The organism is Sphaerisporangium corydalis (assembly GCF_025506355.1).
Lineage (GTDB): Bacteria > Actinomycetota > Actinomycetes > Streptosporangiales > Streptosporangiaceae > Sphaerisporangium > Sphaerisporangium corydalis.
Genome location: NZ_JANZYP010000011.1, coordinates 91,425 through 110,782, shown reverse-complemented (window position 1 = coordinate 110,782; position 19,358 = coordinate 91,425). Strand labels below are relative to the sequence as shown.

Sequence of the window (19,358 nt, the reverse complement as noted above, 5' to 3'; positions counted from 1 at the left end):
GCCCCGCGCCCCCGCCCGGGGGCGGTACGGGAGGGGGTTCCGGGTTGGGGAGGCGGGTCACGTGGCGGGTTTCCTGGTGGGTGTAGCGGTCGAGGTTGCGGGTGTAGTACGCGCGGACCTCGGAGTCGGGGACGGTCACCCCGGCGGTGACCGCCGCGCGGAGGCGGCGGGCCAGGGGCATGGACGTCGTCACGGCCGCGACGACGCCTCCGGTGCGGAGCGCATCGGTCAGGGTCAACCTGGCGGGGCGCGCGTCGTGGCCGACGGAGACCGAGCCGGAGAGGGCGGAGGCCGAGCCGAGGGCGGCGGGGTGCAGGCCGGAGGCGGCGGGGTGCAGGCCGGAGGCGGCGGGGTGCAGGCCGGAGGCGGCGGGGCGGAGGGGGGAGGCGGCGGGGTCGAGGTTGGACGCGGCAGGGTTCGGGTCGGAGGGGGCGGGGTCCAGGTGGAGGGTGGTGGCTTCTTGGTGGATGAGGGTTTCGGTGATCAGGACCTGGACGAGCCAGCGTCGGAGGTTGCGGCCTTCGGCGCTGTGAGGGTGTGGGAGGCGTGCGGCGAGTGGTCCCGCGCGTAGTCCCGCCTCGCGTTCGTCGACGAGGGAGACCGGGATGGCCCGCCCCCCGACCTCGGCCGCGACAGTGTGGGAGTGCGTTCCTCCCAGGCTGTCCTCGGACCTGACGGGCCCGGCGGCGACCGTGTGGCCGGGTTTGTGGGAGTGCGGCGCCTCGCGGGTGGGGTGGGGGGTCATGGGAGGATCTCGATTTTGATGGAATCGGTGTAGTGGAGCCAGCCGGCGCTGGCGAGTTTGACGACCGCCCACCAGTGGCCGGGGCGGGTGCCGGGGGGCGCTTGGACGTCGAAGCGGAGGCGGGCCTCGCCCTGGGCGGGGACGACGACGCCGGTGTTCCACTCAGGGAACAGGTCGAAGGTGTGCCAGGGGCTGATCAGCTGGGCCTGGACGGAGACGTCCGTGCGGGCCGGGGAGCGGAGCACCAGCTCCACCGCCCCGGCCGCCGCCTCGGAGTCGCCGGGTGACAGCCGCACGTGGGGCGTTTCGACCGTGATGTCGAGGCCGGTGCCGTGGAGGCCGCCGACGTGCAGCCGGGTCACGTCCTCGTAGGTCTGGCCGCCGTGGGACGTGCGCGCGCGGAGCCAGTAGACGCCCGCCTCGGCGCCGTCCGGGGGGACGACGGTGACCGGGAAAGAGGTGTGGCCGCCGGGGGCGAGCGCGTACGGGCGTTCGGCCGGCTCGCAGGTCCAGCCGTCGGGCGGCAGCAGGGTGACGACGCCGGACGCCTCGCCGTGGGTGAGCCCGGAGGCGACGGACACGGCCACTTCGGCGGGGCCGTCGGCGGCGAGGTCGGGGAGCGAGAGGTGGACGGCCACCGGCATGTTGCCCGTGGGGGCCGGTCCGGTGTTGTTCAGCCAGTAGCGCGTGTAGACCGGCTGGTACGGCTCGGCCTCCGGCCCGAGCGCCGCCCCGGCACCGCCGCCTGAGGGTCCAGAGGTCCCCGGGGAGTCCGCGGGACCCTGCGAGCCCAGAAGACCTTCCGAGCCCAGAAGACCTTCCGAGACACCCGCACCCGGCGATATCGGAGAGCCCCCGGAGACATCCGCACCCTGCGAGGACGTGCGGCCCCTGGAGACACCCGCACCCTTCGAGGACGTGGGGTCCTCTGGGGACTCCGGGTCTTCTGAGGAGTGGGGGGTGGGGGATTCTGTGGGTTCGGTGGGGGTCGGGGGGTTGGAAAGGGGGGCGGAGACGGTGGCGATCTCCATGCCGGTCAGGGCCAGCTCGCCGCCCGTCAGCGCGTACAGCGGCCGTTCGAGCAGGTCGGTGCGGTGGGCGTCCCCGAGGGGAAGGGTGGTGGTGATCCGGGCGGTGACCGGCGTCCCCGCCGCCTCGTACAGCCGCAGGGTGACGCCGTCGACCTCGCCCGCCTCCCGCCCGGTGGCCAGCGGGTTGCCGGTGGCCTTGAGCGCGGCGAGCACGACCTTGCCCGCCGGCTCGACCGACAGGAACGAGGTCGTGGCGGCCAGGTCGCCATCGTGCGCGGCGGAGGGTACGGCGGCCAGGGGGTGGTTGACGTCGTGCCCGTGGTCGACCAGCCGGGCGGCGCGCCAGTCGCCGGCACCGGTGACCAGGGAGTACTCGTAGGAGTGCGTCCAGTGCTGTAGCTGGAAGTTGGACCCGTCGGGCGTGGTGCGGCGCGGCGGGTCGATCCACACCCCGGACGGCCAGCCGGTGCAGGAACGCAGCAGCGACATGTGCAGGGCGCCGCCGGAGTCGACGGCGAACCCCGGGACGCCACGGTTGACCACGCCGATGGTGTAGTCGTCCAGCGCGGGCTCGGTGAGCGTGGCCAGGTCGGCGGGCTGGACGACCTCGATGACGGCGTCGTCGAGGTCGGCGACCAGTTCCTCGGCGGCGCCCTCGCCCGCGACGACCAGCACGGGCAGCGCGCGGACGCCGGTGAGGTCGGCGCTCGGCACCCAGACCTTCTCCAGCGGCTCGGACGCGGGGATCCACACCCGGGCACGGCCGGCGGAGGCCAGGCGCTCGCGCAGCAGCTCGCCGTACCCGGGGTCGGAAGCGGCCAGTACCTGGGCGACGAACGGGTTCTCCTCCGGGGTGCCGAGCGCGACCCGCACGTCGGGCAGGTTGGAGTCCACGCTGAGGTCGCCGTACCGGGGGCCGGGGGCGCTGGAGCAGGTCGCGGTGACGCCCTTGCGCACCAGGGCGACCGCGAGGTCACGCGGCTCGCCGCCGATGATCTCGGCGATGCCGATGGCCCGGTCGCCGATCGGCGTGCCGTCCTCGGCGCGCAGCGCGACCCGCGCGGTGGAGGACAGCGCGAACCAGGAGCCGGCGGGGTTGTCGAGCGTCCAGGGGTGCTCGCCCGAGTCCACGTCGATGAGGCCGAAGCCCCGGCCGACGACGGCGTCGCCGACCTCGCTGACCGGCAGCGCGCCGGGGACGCGGGCGGGCCAGCGCAGCCGGACGAGCTGGTCGGCGCCGTCGAACTCGTCGATGTGGGTGACGCAGTCGACCCGGTCGAGGCCGTGCCACAGGGTGATCCGCTGGGTGTAGGCGACCGAGCCGACCTGGCCGGTGACGGTGACGCGTTCGGCGAGCGCGCTGGTCTCGACGGTGACGGACGTGGCCGGCCGCTCGGCCGAGCCGGTGGCGGTCCCCTTGGGCACCAGGTGCCAGGGGCCTTCGGAGAACTCGGGGTGCGCCGGGTACTCGTCGTACACGATCAGCTCGTTGCCGACCCGGCCGGGCTGCAGCAGCTCGCGGCCGAGCGCGACGTCGGTGAACCGGGACACGCAGCCGCCGCGCGCCGGGTCGACCTCGACGAGATGGGTGGCGGTGGAGATGGTGTCGCCGTCGCGGGCGGTCCACCCGGGCGTGGCCTGTTCGACCGGCTCGGCGCGCAGGGTCGTGCAGCCGAGCGGCGGCACGGCCCGCGCGAGCACGACGACGTCGACGGACGCGAGCCCGCCGTCCTCGTCGTATTCGGGGTTCTCCAGGAGCACGGGAAGCTCGCCGCCGCCGGGGTCGGTGACGCGTACCCCGGCGGCGCCGGGGCGGGGCAGGGCGAGCCGGACCCTGACCAGGTCGGTGCGCTCCCAGGAGGAGGGGTTCCACACCACGACGGCGGTGCCCTGGCCGCTCGTGTCGACGCGGGCGGTGAGCTCGCCGAGGGAGGCCGTGAGGACGTCCTTGCCCAGGTCGTGCGCCTCACGCCAGCCGGTGAGCAGGTCGAGGTAGACCTGGTCGGACTCCGAACCGGTGATGGCGTCGTGGTGGGCGCCGTACACGAGCTGGCGCCACGCCTTGTCGAGCGCGGCGTGCGGGTAGCGGGCGCCGGAGGTCACGGCGGCGATGGTGGCGAACTTCTCGGCGTCGGCGACCAGCGACTCGGCGGACCGCTGGGCCTGCTTGGTGTCGATGAAGGAGACGTCCTTGCCGGTGTACACCGGGTTCATGTCGCGGGTCTGCGGCGAGGGCGCGGCCAGCGAGGAGCGCACGGCGGCGAAGAACTCCCTCGGCAGCGCGCAGACGAACTTGGGCGACACGTAGCGGGCGTTCCAGTCGCGGTGGATCTCGGTGACCCACTTGTTCGGCGGGGTGTAGTCGGTGCCGACGGGCAGCAGCAGGTTGCGGGTCGCGGCGACCTTCTTGAGCTGGACGAACAGCTCGTACACGGCCTGCTCGGCGGCGGCGAGGTCGGCGGTGGAGTCCATCCACCACCCGGCGCTGTAGTGGGCGGGCATGTAGTGCGTGAGCACGCCCTTGCCGGACGGCGACAGCCATTCGAACTCGGCGGGGAACTGCATGGTCGACGGGTCGCCCCAGCCGTCGCGTTCGAGGTCGCGCCCGGTGAGCATCGGCCCCCACTGGTGGTGCGGGCCCCGCGCCCAGGAGCTGGACGTCAGCCCGGCCTCGGCGATCAGGCCGGGGAACTGCGGGTCGTGCCCGAACACGTCGAGCTGCCAGGCGGTCGCCGGGTCGCCGCCGACGATGTCGCGCTGGAAGCCGACCCCGTACACGATGTTGCGGATCGTGGACTCGGCCGAGGTCAGGTTGGTGTTGGGCTCGTTGTAGGTGCCGCCCATCAGCTCGACCCTGCCCTCGCCGAGCAGCCGGCGCAGCAGGTCGCGGTCCTCGGGGTGGGAGTCCCAGTAGGGCTTGAGGTAGTCGACCTCGGCGAGCACGAACTTGTAGTCGGGGTCGCGGCGCGCGGTGTCGAGGTGCTCGCGCATCAGGGCGAACCCGGCGTGCTGCCGGTCGCCGCGGAACTCCTGGGCGACCTCGCCGGCGTCGTCCCAGGTCGTGGTGTACGCGGCCTGGGTGTTCCACCACACCGGGTCGTAGTGGAAGTGCGGCACCATCCACACCGTCCAGCCGGATTCGGCCACCACCAGCTCGCCGGTCGCGTCCGCGTCGGGCGCGGTGCCCGTGGAGACCGTCACCTCGATCGGGATCCGCGTGCCGGGAGCGGCGTCCGCCGGGACGCCCACCTCGGCCGGGCGCCGCGCCGTACGGGCGGCACCGCTGACACCGGGGCCGGTGACGCGGACCTCGATCTCACCCGGAGGTCCTTCGACGTGCACCCGGACGACCTGCCCGGAGTCGACGAAGAGCTCGGTGGATTCGACGCTGGTGATACGCAACGGTCAACCCTTCACTGATCCGGCGAAGCTGAACGATCCGGCGAGGTACTTGTTCACGGCGACATAGAGCACCACGGCCGGGGCTGTGTAGATGATCGAGAAGGCGGCCAGCTCACCATAGGCGACCTGGCCGTACTGGGAGAAGAAGGTGTAGATGGTGACGGCCGCCGGCTGCTTCTCCGGGGTGTCGAGCAGGACGAACGGGACGAAGAAGTTGCCCCACTGGCCGACGAACACGAAGATCGTGACGACGGCGACGCCGGGGGCCATCAGCGGGACGACGACGCGGGTCAGCGACTGCACCCAGCCGGCCCCGTCGACCCACGCGGCCTCCTCCAGGCTCACCGGGACGCCGTCCATGAAGTTCTTCATCATCCAGATGGCGAACGGCAGCGCGCTGGCCGCCAGGAACAGCACCGTGGCCGGCACCGACCCGTACAGATTGAACCGGAAGAACATCGAGTACACCGGCACCATGATGGCCGTCACGGGCAGCCCGGTGGTGAACAGCAGGGTGAGCATGAAGTGCCGCTTGAAGCGCAGCTTGTAGCGGGAGAGCGGGTAGGCGGCGAGCCCGGAGACGACGACGGTGAGGATGGCCGTGCCGCCGGAGATGACGATCGAGTTGATGATCGGGTGGTAGACGGTCTCCCAGTTCAGCACGGCGGCGAAGTTCTTGAAGGAGAACTCGAACGTCGGTTTGGCGCTGAGGTTGGCCTCGGGCTGGACGGAGGCGACCAGCACCCAGACGAAGGGGCCGAGGAAGGCCAGGGTGATCAGCGCGAGCGAGATGAGCGCCGCGGTGCGGGCGGCCACGCGGGTCATCAGGCGTCCACCTTGATCAGTCGCAGGTAGACCAGCGAGAACACCGCGCCGATGACCAGCATCACCAGGGCCATCGCGCTGCCGTAGCCGATCTCGAAGTACCGGAACGCCTGCTCGTACATGTAGAGCGGCGTGGTCTGGCTGGCCGTGCCGGGACCGCCGCCGGTGAGCGCGTAGATCAGGCCGAAGGCCGCCAGCGTCTGCAGGGTGATGAGCATGAGGTTGGACAGGATCGAGCGGCGGATCAGCGGCAGCGTGATGTGCACCAGCCGCCGCCAGCCGCTGGCCCCGTCGACCGCGGCGGCCTCCAGCAGGTCGCTCGGCACGTCCGACAGCGCGGCGGAGTACACGAGCATGGAGAAGGCGGTGCCGCGCCAGATGTTGGCCAGGATGATCGCGAGCATCGGCGCGCTGAACAGCCAGTCCTGGGACAGGCCGAGCGAGCCGAGCAGCTCGTTGAGCGTGCCCTCCTCGGCGAGGAAGGAGTACCAGCAGGCCGCCGCGACCACTTCGGGGACCACCCAGGCCGCGATGACGACGCCGTTGACCACGCCGCGGAGGACCCGGCCGCGCCCGCGCTGGATCAGCGCGATGACCAGGCCGAGGGTGTTCTGACCGATGACCGCCGAGCCGATCACGAAGATGAACGTGAGCAGGAACGAGTTGATGAAGTCCTCGTCCCCGAACAGCTTCACGAAGTTGGCGAAACCCACGAAGTGCGAGTTCACCGACGCGGCGCCGGTCAGCGTCTCGTTGGTGAAGGCGATGTAGACGCTCCACAGGATGGGCCCCGCCATGAAGATCACGAGCAGGACCAGCGCGGGCCCCAGGGGCACGAGCCAGCGCAGGGTCCCCCGCAGCCGCCGGCGCGGCTCCCCCTGCTCGGGGGAGCCGGCCAGCCGTGGCGGTGTCACGGTCGTGACGGTCATGAGCCGGCGGTCACCTTGTCCGGCCCGCCGACGACGGCGGGCAGCGAGTCCGCGTAGGCCTTGGCCGCGGCGTCAGGTGCCTTGGAGCCGGTCGTCATCGCCTCCATGGCCTTCTGCACCTCGGCGGAGACCTTGGGATAGACCTCGTAGGCCGGGCGGTAGTGCGTGACCGAGGCGAGGTCGGTCCAGAACTTCACGGCCGGGTTGTCGGCGGAGTAGGTCGGGTCGGCGGCCACGTCCTTGCGCGGGGCCAGGTCGCCGGTGCTGACCGAGTACAGCAGGGTGTTCTTCTTGTTGGTCACCGTGGAGATGAAGTCGAAGCCTTCCTTCTTGTCCTTGGCGTAGGAGCTCATGGCCATGACCCAGCCGCCGGACATGCTGACCGCGCCGGGCGCCTCGCCGTTCTGGGTCGGCATCGGGGTCCAGCCGATCTTCTCGGTCCACTCCGGCCACGGCTTGGTGCCGCTCGGCTTCCACGCCGAGGAGACCCACGCGCCGTCGAGGTCGATGCCCAGCTTGGCCTCGGGGAACCATTCGAGCGCGACCTTGTCGCCGAGCTTGGGGTCGAACGCGTCGGCCTGCTTGGGGCCGAGGTTCTCGCGGTAGATCGAGTTGATGAAGCCGAGCGAGTCGGTGAACCCCTTGCCGGAGGCCACCCACTTCTTCTGGGTGTCGTCGTACAGCGTGCCCCCCGGCGTGCCGTACAGGAGCATCTCGAAGCCCTGCATGGTGGCGGCCTCGCCGTGCGGCTTGGTGGAGTACATGCTGAAGGGGATGACGCCGGGCGCCTTGGCCTTGATGGCGCGGGCGGCGGTCAGGACGTCCGCCCAGGTCTTCGGCTCCCAGGGCACCTGGATGCCGGCTTTGGCGAAGACGTCCTTGTTGTACCAGAGTCCCCGGGTGTCGGTGCTGATCGGAACGCCGTAGATCTTGCCGTCGGGGCCCTTGGCGGCCTGCTTCACCGAGTCGGCGTACTGCGTCGCCCAGTCGGGCCACGTCTTCAGGTAGTCGTCGAGCGGCGCGAGCTTGCCCGCGGCGACGTCGGCGTTGACCTGGAACGTGTCGTGCAGGTACACGTCAGGGGCCGAGTCGGGCGAGCGGTTCAGCAGGGCGAGCTTGGTGTAGTAGACCTCGTTGTCGCCCTGGACCGGCGACAGCTTGATCGTCACGCCCTTGTGCGCGGCCTCGTAATCGGTTTTGGCCTGCTTGAGGACCTTGTCCATGTACGGCCAGGTGGGGTCTGTCTTGTACAGGACCTCGATCTCCTTGGCCCCGCCCGCGCTCTTGTCCGTCGTGTCTCCACCACACGCGCCGGCCGTGGCCGCAACCGCGACCGCCAGCATCGAGGCCACCATCGCTCGTCTCATCGGACTCCTTCTCCGGCCTGTGCGGCCGGCCGCCGAGCATGCTCCGCGGCCACGACCCCCGCGCTGGAGTGGTCTGCCGACCGTGTTTCGGCCGTGTTTCTTTGGGTGACGAGAACTTAAGTCTTTTTGATTTACTAAGTCAACGGCCTGTGCGATATTGCCTGAGGACATCGCCGGACGCCGGGAGTCATGCATGCAGATGGGCACCAACCTGCCGAAGGTGGGCAGTTACAACCGTGCCGTCGTCCTCGAGGCGATCCAGGTGTCGGACGGCATCAGCCGCGTCCAGATCGCCAAACGGGCCGGGCTCACCGCGCAGACCGTGTCCGTCATCGTGCGCAAACTGCTGGAAGAAGGCCTGGTCATCGAGGACGGGTCGCTCCCCTCCAGCGGCGGCAAGCCCCGGACGATCCTGCGCGTCGACCCCACCGCCGGGTACGCGGTCGGCATCCACTTCGACCCCGGCGCGATCTCGTACGTCCTCGCCGACCTGGCCGGGCAGCCGGTCACCAAACTGCACACCGACGTGCCCCCCGGGCTCGAACCCGACGCGGTGATCCGCCAGATGGCCGACACGGCCCGGCGGATGCTGAACGCGGCCGACGTGCCCGACGACAAGGTGCTCGGCATCGGGCTGGCCTGCCCGGGCCCGCTGGACACCGACGGCGTGATGAACTTCCCGCCCCGCCTGACCGGCTGGGACCACGTGCCCATCAAACGCCTGCTGGAGGAGCACACCGGCTTCCAGGTGACCTTCGACAACGACGCGTCCGCGGCGGCGATCGGCGAAAGATGGGCCGGCCTCGCCCGCGCCACACCGAGCTTCGCCTACCTGTACCTCGGCACGGGCATCGGCGGCGGCCTGTTCCTCGACAACCAGATCTACCGGGGAAGCTCGCTCAACGCCGGCGAGTTCGGCCACATCACCGTCGTGCCGGACGGCCCCGACTGCTACTGCGGCAACCGCGGGTGCGTCGAGGCCGTCTGCTGCCCGAGCGCCATCGAGGCCACCGTACGGGCGCGGCTGGCCAGGGGCGCCGAGAGCACGCTGACCGGCGGCCCCGTCGACCACGAGGCGATCTGCGCCGCCGCGGCCGACGGGGACCCGTTGTCCCGCGAGGTCATCGGCGAGGCCGCGGCCCGGCTCGCCGACGCGGCCGTGAGCATCGTCAACATGCTCGACATCGACCTGCTGGTGCTCGGCGGGCCCGCCATGCACAAGGTCGCCGACATCTACCACGACGTGATCGCCGAGGCGGTGGCCGCGCGGCCGCTCGCGCGCCGGCTGCACACCGTCCAGGTCGAGACGTCCCCGATCGCCACCGACGCCGCCGCGATCGGCGCGGCGTCACTGGTCTTCCACGCCACCTACGCGGCCCGCCTCGGCACCCTCCTGCCATCCTGACCACGCCCTGTCATCTTGACCACGCCCTGCCGTCTTGACGCCGCCCCGACCACCCCCTGCCGTCCTGATCCAGCCCCCGACCACGTCCCGTCATCCTGATCACGCCCTGTCACCCTTGCGCCACCGCCCGACCACGTATCGTCGACATCACCACGTTCCGACGTTCCCCGCGACGAGGAGCCCATGACCGCCCACGTGCTCGCCGCCGACATCGGCGGCACCAAGCTGGCCGCCGCCATGATCGGTGAGGACGGCGCGGTGCTCCGCCGCAGGGAGGTCCCGACGCCCCACGCGGCCCCAGGTCAGGCCGGCATCGTGAGCGAGGCCCTCACCGGTCTGCTCCACGACGTGGCGGGCGACGCGCCCCCGCTGGCGGTGAGCGTCGCGTCGGCGGGCCCGCTCGACCTGCTCGCCGGCACGGTCAGCCCGGTCAACATCCCCGCCTGGCGGGGGTTCCCGATCCTCGCCGAGGTCGCCGGGGTGGTGCCCGGCGTCCCGACCTACCTGGTCGGGGACGCGGTGGCCGCGGCGGCGGGCGAGTCCTGGCGCGGCGCGGGACGCGGGTCGACCGCCATGCTCGGCATCGTGGTCTCCACGGGCATCGGCGGCGGGCTCATACTCGGCGGCGTCCCCTACACCGGGCCGACCGGCAACGCCGGCCACATCGGGCACATCGTCGTGGACCCCGCCGGCGCGCCCTGCCCGTGCGGCGGCACCGGCTGCGTCGAGACCATCGCCAGCGGTCCCTCGATGGTCCGCTGGGCCCGCGAGCGGGGATGGCCCGGCACCGACGCCCGCGAGCTGGCGCGCGCCGCCCATGGCGGGGACGCGGTGGCCCTGTCGGCGTTCGGGCGGGCGGCGGACGCGCTCGCGGGCGCGATCCTCTCGGTGGCGGCCATCTGCGACCTCGACCAGGTGGTGATCGGCGGCGGGGTCGCCGGGGCGGGCGAGGTGCTCTTCTCCCCCCTGCGCCGGGCCGTGGCCGACCGCGCCCACCTGGCCTTCGTCCAGCGCCTGCGCGTCACCCCGGCGGCCCTCGGCCGCGACGGCGGCCTCGTCGGCGCCGCCCGCATGGCCCTCCTTGGCTGAGCCGGCGGCGGGGTGGTGTGGGGCGGTATTTCATGGAGTTCTCAAGGTTCCTTCACCGAGGTCGTAGACGAGCCCTCCTAGCTTGGCGGTGCAGCTCCTCCCACCGGCAAAGGACGGTCGCGTGACCACCGCACTCGGCGACACCGCCTCCCCAGGCTCGACGGCGCCGCGGCGCCCCTGGACCACCGGCGCCTCAAGCGACCCCCGGTGGGCACGGCCCGCCCTGCTCGGGCTGCTGGCCGGCACGGCGGTGCTGTACCTGTGGGGGCTCGGCGCCTCCGGCTGGGCCAACCAGTTCTACTCGGCGGCCGTCCAGGCCGGGAGCCGGAGCTGGACGGCGTTCTTCTTCGGCTCCTCGGACGCGGCGAACTTCATCACCGTGGACAAGGCGCCCGCCGCGCTCTGGCCGATGGAACTGTCCGCCCGGATCTTCGGGGTCAACGCGTGGAGCATCCTGGTCCCGCAGGCGCTGATGGGCGTCGCGACCGTGGGGGTGCTGTACGCGACGGTGCGCCGCCACTTCGGCGCGGGGGCGGGGCTGCTGGCCGGCGCGGTGCTCGCGCTGACCCCCGTGGCGGCGCTGATGTTCCGGTTCGACAACCCCGACGCGCTGCTGGTGCTGCTGCTCACGCTCGGCGCGTACGGGATGGTGCGGGCGCAGGAGCGTGGGCACACCGGGTGGCTGGTGTTCGCCGCTGCGTGCGTCGGCACGGCGTTCCTCGCCAAGATGCTCCAGGCCTTCCTGGTGGTGCCGGGGTTCGCGCTGACGTACCTGGTGACTGCCCCGGTGCCGGTGGGACGGCGGGTCCGGCAGCTCCTCGCCGGGGGCGCCGCGCTGGTCGCCGGCGCGGGGTGGTGGGTGGCGGTCGTCGCGCTGGTGCCCTCGGGCTCGCGGCCGTACATCGGCGGGTCGCAGACCGACAGCGTGCTGGAACTGGCCCTCGGCTACAACGGCCTCGGACGGCTCACCGGCGAGGAGACCGGCGGGCTCGGCAACCTGAACCAGGAGGCGGGCTGGACGCGCCTGCTCGACAGCGAGATGGGCGCCCAGATCTCGTGGCTGCTGCCCGCCGCGCTGATCATGCTCGCCGCGGGGCTGTGGCTGGCCCGCCGGGCGCCGAGGACCGACCCTGCCCGCTCGGCGTTCACGTTATGGGGCGGCTGGCTGGTGGTGACCGGAGTGGTGTTCAGCCTCAGCCAGGGCATCATCCACGCGTACTACACCGTCGCGCTGGCTCCGGCGGTCGCCGCCCTCGTGGGCATGGGGGCCTCGCTGCTGTGGCGGCGCAGGCGCGCTCCGGCGGCGACGCGGATCCTGGCGGTGGCGGTGGCCGTCACGGCGGTCTGGTCGTACGTCCTGCTGAACCGCACCCCGGACTGGTATCCCGGGCTGGGGGTCGCGATCCTGGCCTGCGGGCTGATCGCCGCCATCGCGCTGCCGGCCACCGGCCGGCGGATCGGCCCGGCGGTCACGGCGGTCGTGGCACTGGCCGTCGCCGCCGCCATCACCGGACCGGCCGCCTACGCCGTCCAGACCGCGACCACACCCCACACCGGCGCCATCCCCACAGCCGGACCCACCCCGACCACCTTCCCCGGCGGCGGCCGCTTCACCGGGGGCCCGCGAGGACATGGCGGCTTCCAGGGACGAGCCGGGGCCGGGCCACGAGGGGGTGGCGGGATGAGCCTGCTCTTCGGCAGTACTCCGTCCGCCGAGGTCACCGCCCTGCTGTCGAAGAACGCCGCCTCCTACACCTGGGTCGCCGCCGCCGTCGGCTCCAACAGCGCCGCCGGGTACCAGCTCGCCACCGGGGAACCGGTGATGGCCGTCGGCGGGTTCAACGGCACCGACCCTGCCCCCACCCTCGACCAGTTCAAGCAGTACGTCGGCGAAGGAAGGATTCACTACTTCATCGGCGGCGCGATGATGCGCGGCGGCGACACCGGCGGCAGCGACTACGCCCAGCGGATCGCGTCCTGGGTCCAGTCCACCTACCCGGCCACCACCCTCAACGGCACCACCCTCTACGACCTCACCACCCCCACCCCCTAACCCACCACACACGATGACACCGGTAACCCACCGCAAACGGCGCCGACTTCACCGCCCCACACCTCCCCGCGCCGGCGCCGAACACAAACGTGCAAAGCGGGCGGAGGGGGTGGGTGGGTTCGACCGGATTCGGGGGTCAGGGAGGGGGTGGGCGGAGGGTTATTTGGTAGTCGAGGATGGCGCGGTCGCCGGGGATGACTATGGGGTCGGCCACCTCGACTACGCGGCCGGCGGCGAGCATGAGCCGGGTGATGGCGAAGACCGGTACGCCTGGCGCGATGCGCAGGGCCTGGGTCTCCTCGGGGGTGGGCATGCGCGTCTCGACCGACTCGGTGATGTCGTCCACCTCGATGCCCAGTGTGCGGAGCTGGCTGATCGTCCCGCCGGGCCACGGCTCGTTCCTCGGGTCGGCGACCGGCGTCCCCTCCACGTCGGCGGCGAGCAGGCACGGCCGTGACACCTGAGCCGGCACGCCGGAGGCGTAGAAGACGAAGCGCCGTTCGAGCACGCGGGAGCCCGTCGCGACTTCGAACAGTCCGGCCAGCCGCTCGTCGGCGTCGATCCAGCGGTAAGCCACGTCGAGGCGGTACTGCGACCAGGCGATCCCCTGGTCGTGGGTGAACGAGGTGCCCGGTTCGGCCTGCGGCGCGAGGTCGGCGAGGTAGCGCCGCGAGGAGATGCGGCGTACCGGCGGGCGGCGGCGGACCCAGGTGCCGCCTCTGCCACGGGTCTCGACCAGGCCCGCGTTCTTCAGGTCGTCGATGGCCTGGCGGATGACGATCTCGGAGACGCCGTGCTGTCGCGCCAGGTCGGCGTGCCGGGGAAGGCGGGTACCCGGGGGAAGGTCGCCGTCGAGGATCGCACCGCGCAGTTCGGCCGCGACGTGCTCGTAGGCGTGGCCAGACAAATGCGTGCGTCCCATCTGCTGGGGGTTCCAACTGGATTGACCAGGTTGACACGCACCTTATCGTCTCGCCATTGTCGTATATGTCAATCGATTACAGTAGCCGTTAAGGGGTTTGGATGGCCGGGGCTCCCCCTCACGACATCGCATGTCCCGCCCGCCTGCCGTCGACCCGGCCAATGAGGCCGTCTAGACCGCCCACCAGCCAGGCCGCATCCCGCCGTGACCCGAGTCGACCGCCTGTTGGCCGGGACCGGTTCAGCCGCGATCCGAGTCGGCCGCCAGTCAGGGACGGTCGGTTCAGCCGGGATCCGGGTCGGCCGCCAGTCAGGGGCGTTCGGGCTTGTCGTGGGTCGGGGTTGTCGTGGTGACCGATCCGCGGGCTGGGGACGCGCGGCGGTCGGCGGGTGAGGGGGCTGTGGCGTCGGAGGAGTTGACCCGGCTGCTCAGGGAGGAGTTTCCCGGGTGGCGGGTGTGGTGGTCCGGACGTAATTGGTATGCCTCGGGGCCGTGGCTGGAGGCCGAACTCCTGCATGCCCCTACTCCCGAGTTGCTCGCCGCCCGCATCGCGGAGTGGACGTCCGGGGACGGCGTGTCGTCCGGGGACGGCGTGTCGTCCGGGGACGGCGGCGCGTTCGGGGACTGCGTGGCGGCCGGGGACGGCGTGTCGTCCGGGGACGGCGGAGCGTCCGGAGGCGGCGTTGCTTTCGGGGAGGAGGAGTGAGCATGTTGACCTCCACGGCGGGGCACGCCGATCACGGCCCGCACGTTCCCCGGCCGCTGGAGGGATGCGAGCGCATCGTCTGGCACCCGCCGATGCACCTGGAGTCCCGGCCGCGCGTCCTGCGGTGGACGTGCGAGTGCCGCGCCCGGGTCTACTACCTGGTGGTCGGCGGGGGGCGCGCGCACATCCGGTGCGCGGACCGGCAGCGGGAGGGCGAGCGCGAGACCACGCGCATGCGGTACACGCAGGTGGAGAACCTGTGGCTCAAGATCCTCCTCGGCCAGGCGAGATGACGGAGCCCGCGCACCGGCTGGGTGTGGGGGTCGTCTGGGTGGGTCGGGGGCGGCGGGGGGGTTCATCCTTGCGAATCCGGATCTGTCGCCTTTGGGCAGGGAAGACTGGGTGGGTTCACCCTTGCGAGTCCGGATATGTCGGGTGACGGGCTCGCGCGGGAGTCAGGTGAGGGAGAGGAGTTCGTCTAGGGATTCGCGTAGGTAGCGGGTGATGTTCCAGACGTCGGGCACCATTTCTCGGCAGGCGAGGACGCCTACCGCGATCCGGCCGTCGTAGGAGAAGGCCGTGATGTTGAGGCCGCCGCTCGCGTCGGTGACCACCGACACGGGGTACTGCGCGAGCAGCCGCCGCCCGCACACGTACAGCGGGATCTGCGGGCCGGGGATGTTGGAGACGATGAGGTTGACCGGCGGCGAGGTCTGGGCGACCAGGCTGAAGGCCGCGCGGTCGGCGAGCCCGGTCAGCGCGGCGGGCATGCTCTCGCTGAGGTGCCGCAGCCAGCGGGCGGGGGCCAGGTTGAACCGGTCCTTGATCCGCCGCATGGCCTCGTACACGGCGGCAAGGCGTTCGCGCGGGTCGGCGATCTGGGTGTCCAGTGAGGTGATCATGAGGGTCACCTGGTTGCCCGGCCCCTCCTCGCCCGAGCTGCGCAGCGAGAACGGGACGCCCGCGACGAGCGGCTCCTCGGGCAGCGCGTCGTGCGTGACCAGCCAGCGCCGTACGGCCGAGGCGGCCAGGGTCATCACCACGTCGTTGACGGTGACCCCGAAGGCGTTCTTGACCCGCTTCACCTCATCCAGCGGGAGCTCCACGAACGCGAACCGGCGGTGGGCGGACACCGGGCCGTTGAAGGGCGTGCGGGGGACGGTGAGCCGGGGCAGTTCGGGGACCTCCTCGTGCCCGAGCCCGGCCCGGCGGGCCAGCCGGCGGGCGGCGCGCGACACCGGCACCGCCCCCGGCAGGCGGGACACGATGGGGATCTCATCAAGGTACGGGACGGCCTCGGCGAGGAACCTCAGCAGGTGCGCGGGGTTGGCGATCAGCCGTCCGGCGGTCCTGACCAGCATCTCCGCCGTCTCGGGGGCGAGGTCGGGTTCGACGTGGCCGCCGGCCTCCAGGTGGGGCGGCTTCGGCTCGACGTCCATGAGGGCGGCCAGCACGTCGGCCCCGCCCAGCCCGTCGATCGCGGCGTGGTGCAACTTGGTGTAGAGCGCGGTGCGCCCGCCGTCCAGCCCGTGGATGAGGTACATCTCCCACAGCGGGTGGCGCCGGTCCAGCCGTCGCGAGTGCAGCCGCGCGACCTGCGCGGCGAGCTGCCGGTCGCTTCCCGGCCCGGGGAGCGCCAGCTCGCGCACGTGGTAGTCGAGGTCCAGTTCCTCCTCGCGCGCCCAGTAGGGGTGGTCGAGGCCGAACGGGACCGGCACCAGCCGCTGCCGCAGCGGCGGCACCAGCGCCGACCGTTCCTCGACCAGTTTGACCAGGTCGTCGCGGCTCACCTGGCCCTGGAGGATGGACAGCCCCGCGACGTTGGCGACGTTCGTCTCGGTCTCGAAGTTGAGGAACTGCGCGTCGAGGGCGCTCAGTTGCCGCACGGGCCCCTCCTCGGTCTCGGTCCGGACCTTCTGCCCCTCTACCTGCCCCCTCCCGCCCGTCCGACTCCCGCGACGCGCTCCGCCGGCACGGCTCGCGCCCCCCGGGCGGGCGCGAGCCGTGCCGTGACGCTCGGTCAGGGGGCGGGGACGGTGTCCACCCAGCGGGTGGCGGCGGCGCGGTAGGCGCCGACCCTGCCGGTGACCTCGGACGGTGCCACGACCTCGTTCTTGGCGTGGTAGAACCAGTCGACCTGCTGGACGTAGGTGCGCTGGGTCGCGCTGCCGACCAGGCCGCCGCTGATGAACCACAGGTTGAAGTTCACAGACTGCACCGTTTCGGGATAGTAGATGTCGCCGTGCTGGGCGAACAGCGCGCCGTCGACGTAGTACTTGATCTGGCCGCCGGAGACCTGGAGGACCAGGTCGTGCCAGCCGGCGTAGCTCGCCCTGACCTCGTTGTGGACGTTGACCGCGAGCCACGGGTCGTTGCGGTAGGTCTCCCATGAGGTGGTGTAGAGGATGGAGCCGGTCTCGCCCCAGCCGCCGTTGGGCAGGTACTCGAAGTCCTGCTCGCTGTAGTCGGGGTCGAGGTCGGCGGCCAGCGGGGTGATGGTGAAGAAGGTCTCCACGAGCGCGTCCCCGTCCGGCCCGCTGACCGGTGCGTCGGCGAACTTCACCCGCGCCGCGTAGGTGCCCTCCAGGAACTTGCGCTGGTGCAGGAACTCCGCCTGCTGGGTGCCCCCGGCCGTGCCGTCGCTCACGGCCTTGAGCTGGAGCGCCTGGTTGCCGGTGGCGATGGACGGGAAGGACACGTTGCCCTTCGGCCAGCTCGCGCCCGGCACGCCGGGCCCGCCCGCGTTGGTGCGGACGGTCCACTTGTGCGCGGCGATGGCCGGGTCGTCGGCGCCGGTGTAGGTGAAGTCGTCGAACACCACCCCGGCGTTGCCCGTGGGAGGCGTCGGGGTCGGCGTGGGCGTCGGGTCGCCGGCGCCGGTCGGCGCGGTGCCCCAGACCAGGGCGCCGTTCTGGTGGACGGTCACCTTGGCCCAGTCGCCGTACGCCGTGTGCGCGGCGTCGAACGAGTAGTCGTCGCTCTGCCTGGTCGTCTGCCAGTCGGCCCGGTAGAAGCGCAGTTGCAGGTCACCGGTCTGCGCGCCCGGCGCCAGGGTGCCGGAGGTGAACCCGACCTCCAGGTAGCGGTCGGCGGTGGCCGTCCCGGGCGAGATCGTGCCGAACGTGCCGGTCACCGTCGAGCAGGACACCACGGCCCACGAGCAGGCGAATCGGTACTGCTGGGACGGCGAGTCGGCCCTGAAGTAGTAGCGGATCCGCACCCCGCTCAGGGGCACCGCCGTGGCGCCGTCGTTGACCAGGGTGAACCACGGTTCGACCTGGTCGGCGGTGGCGCCGGTGGCGCTCGTCTTGTACCGCAGCCGCAGCGACTGCGCGGCCCCGGCGGGCGCGGCGGCGCCCACGCCGATCGTCGCCGCGAGCAGGGTGGTCAGCACCCCGCCGAGCAGCAGTTTCCTGGACGTTCTCATCGTCGTTCGCACATCCGATCCTTTCGTGTGCGGTTCCGCTCCGCGGGCGCGTGAGCGCGTTGGGGGGAAGAGCGGTACTGAAGCGTCCGTCCACGCCGCCTCGCGCGGGAAAGAGCGGCCATGAGACGAGCGGTCCTACGGGACGAGCGGTCCCACGCGGACGCCCTGGGCCGTGAGCCGGGCGAGATGCGGGTCGAGCCGCCTGAGGAAGTCGGGGTAGTCGCCCGGCGACCCCCAGGCCACCTCGGCGAACGCGCAGAGCCGGGGGAAGGCCATGTACTCCACCTGCTCGGGCGTGGGCATGTACTCGGTCCAGAGCTGGCACTGCACCCCGCGCGCCCCCGGGTCGGGGGCGAAGTTGTAGGCGTCGGCGAGCGTGACCACCCCGGGCTGCGCGGGCGGCTGCCCGGGGGCGTCGGAGGGGTAGTAGTCGAGGTAGGTCCGGGTGTGCGGGGTGAGGATGATGTCGGTCCTGTCCCGCCCGGCGTGCTCGTCCCGCCACACCATGACCGTCGTGCCGGGCGTGGGCTCGCGGTCGGGCTCGTCCCAGCAGACCAGCCGCCGCCCGTGCCGGGCCAGGTGCTCCCGCATGCGGCCGATGAACCACCCGCACGCCTGCGCGGGCCCGTCCAGCCCCAGCTCGGCGAGCCGCCGCAGCGCCCGGGGGCTGCGCTCCCACTGGGCCGGCGGGCACTCCTCGCCGCCGACGTGTACGTACGGGCCGGGGAACAAGTCCATGACCTCGGTGAGGACGTCCTGGCAGAACCGGATCGTGGACTCCTCCAGGTTCAGCACGTGTTCGCTGATCCCCCACTCCGACCAGACCTCCAGCCGGCGGGTGGGGTGGTTGCCCAGTTCGGGGTAGGCGGCGATGGCGGCCTGGGCGTGGCCGGGCATCTCGATCTCGGGGACCACGGTGACGAACCGCTCCGCGGCGTAGGCGACGATCTCGCGGATGTCCTGCCGCGTGTAGTACGCCCGCGCGCCCTGGCCGCGCCGGGCGCCGACCTCGGTCAGCCGGGGGTAGCGTTCGATCTCCAGCCGCCAGCCCTGGTCGTCGGTCAGGTGCAGGTGCAGGATGTTCAGCTTGTGCTCGGCCAGCAGGTCGACCAGGCGGAGCACGAACTCCTTGGGCATGAAGTGCCGGGCCACGTCGAGCATGACGCCCCGCCAGCCGAACCTCGGCCGGTCGTCGATCGTCCCGTACGGCACGGCGGCGCCGAACTGGGCCAGAGTGCGCAGGCCGTAGAACCGGCCCGCGCGTCCTCCGGCGGTGAGCTCGATCCCCGACGGGCCGACGTCGAGGCGGTAGCCCTCCTCCCCCAGGGACGCGTCATGGGGCGCGTGCCGTACGAGGTCGGGGTGGAAGGCGACGGTCCCCCCGAGGACGGCGAGTTCCCTCGGCCGCGGAATGATCACGTTGGCTGTTCCTTTCGGAGCGTACGGGACGGCGCGGT

At 72.0% G+C, this 19,358-nt stretch carries 14 protein-coding genes; 5 read left to right on the top strand and 9 right to left on the bottom strand.

Annotation, left to right across the window (positions count from 1 at the left end):
* The 5 genes from NYZ98_RS10910 to NYZ98_RS10890 form a co-directional block, all read right to left on the bottom strand.
* Positions 1-745 (bottom strand): DUF7158 domain-containing protein (locus tag NYZ98_RS10910; RefSeq protein WP_262842483.1); only part of this gene is annotated, 745 nt, incomplete at its 3' end.
* Positions 742-5,178, bottom strand: coding sequence for a glycoside hydrolase family 38 N-terminal domain-containing protein (locus NYZ98_RS10905; RefSeq protein WP_262842482.1), 4,437 nt, complete (start codon positions 5,176-5,178; stop codon positions 742-744). The genes NYZ98_RS10910 and NYZ98_RS10905, both read right to left, overlap by 4 nt.
* Before the next feature lie 3 nt (positions 5,179-5,181).
* The gene (locus NYZ98_RS10900; protein WP_262842481.1) at positions 5,182-6,003 is read right to left on the bottom strand and encodes a carbohydrate ABC transporter permease; all 822 of its coding nucleotides are present in this window, start codon (positions 6,001-6,003) and stop codon (positions 5,182-5,184) included.
* A complete protein-coding gene (locus NYZ98_RS10895; protein WP_262842480.1) occupies positions 6,003-6,932 on the bottom strand; it encodes a carbohydrate ABC transporter permease in 930 nt (309 codons plus the stop codon). The genes NYZ98_RS10900 and NYZ98_RS10895 overlap by 1 nt, the downstream gene beginning before the upstream one ends.
* Positions 6,929-8,299, bottom strand: coding sequence for an extracellular solute-binding protein (locus tag NYZ98_RS10890; protein ID WP_262842479.1), 1,371 nt, complete (start codon positions 8,297-8,299; stop codon positions 6,929-6,931). The genes NYZ98_RS10895 and NYZ98_RS10890 overlap by 4 nt, the downstream gene beginning before the upstream one ends.
* 193 nt (positions 8,300-8,492) lie before the next feature.
* Here NYZ98_RS10890 and NYZ98_RS10885 point away from each other — a divergent pair, with 193 nt between their 5' ends.
* The 3 genes from NYZ98_RS10885 (at position 8,493) to NYZ98_RS10875 (ending at position 12,846) form a co-directional block, all read left to right on the top strand.
* Positions 8,493-9,704, top strand: a complete 1,212-nt coding sequence (locus NYZ98_RS10885; RefSeq protein WP_262842478.1) for an ROK family transcriptional regulator — start codon at positions 8,493-8,495, stop codon at positions 9,702-9,704.
* A gap of 183 nt (positions 9,705-9,887) precedes the next feature.
* Positions 9,888-10,793, top strand: a complete 906-nt coding sequence (locus tag NYZ98_RS10880) for an ROK family protein (protein ID WP_262842477.1) — start codon at positions 9,888-9,890, stop codon at positions 10,791-10,793.
* A 121-nt stretch (positions 10,794-10,914) separates the two neighbouring features.
* On the top strand, positions 10,915-12,846 hold the full coding sequence (locus tag NYZ98_RS10875) for a glycosyltransferase family 39 protein (RefSeq protein ID WP_262842476.1): 1,932 nt from the start codon (positions 10,915-10,917) through the stop codon (positions 12,844-12,846).
* Between the two features lie 136 nt (positions 12,847-12,982).
* On the opposite strand, the gene NYZ98_RS10870 is transcribed toward NYZ98_RS10875, so the two are convergent.
* On the bottom strand, positions 12,983-13,768 hold the full coding sequence (locus tag NYZ98_RS10870; protein WP_262842475.1) for a GntR family transcriptional regulator: 786 nt from the start codon (positions 13,766-13,768) through the stop codon (positions 12,983-12,985).
* A 349-nt stretch (positions 13,769-14,117) separates the two neighbouring features.
* Between NYZ98_RS10870 and NYZ98_RS10865 the strand changes: the two genes are divergently transcribed.
* Positions 14,118-14,474, top strand: coding sequence for a hypothetical protein (locus tag NYZ98_RS10865; protein ID WP_262842474.1), 357 nt, complete (start codon positions 14,118-14,120; stop codon positions 14,472-14,474).
* A 2-nt stretch (positions 14,475-14,476) separates the two neighbouring features.
* A complete protein-coding gene (locus NYZ98_RS10860; RefSeq protein WP_262842473.1) occupies positions 14,477-14,767 on the top strand; it encodes a hypothetical protein in 291 nt (96 codons plus the stop codon).
* 162 nt (positions 14,768-14,929) lie between these two features.
* Here the strand turns inward: NYZ98_RS10860 and NYZ98_RS10855 are convergent, their stop codons facing one another.
* From NYZ98_RS10855 to NYZ98_RS10845, 3 genes are all read right to left on the bottom strand, one after another.
* Entirely contained in the window at positions 14,930-16,360 is a 1,431-nt protein-coding gene (locus NYZ98_RS10855; RefSeq protein WP_262842472.1) for a WS/DGAT/MGAT family O-acyltransferase, read from the bottom strand.
* A 134-nt stretch (positions 16,361-16,494) separates the two neighbouring features.
* A complete protein-coding gene (locus NYZ98_RS10850) occupies positions 16,495-17,913 on the bottom strand; it encodes a cellulose binding domain-containing protein (RefSeq protein WP_262842471.1) in 1,419 nt (472 codons plus the stop codon).
* A gap of 123 nt (positions 17,914-18,036) precedes the next feature.
* Entirely contained in the window at positions 18,037-19,320 is a 1,284-nt protein-coding gene (locus NYZ98_RS10845; RefSeq protein ID WP_262842470.1) for a beta-N-acetylhexosaminidase, read from the bottom strand.
* Positions 19,321-19,358: the final 38 nt, after the last annotated feature.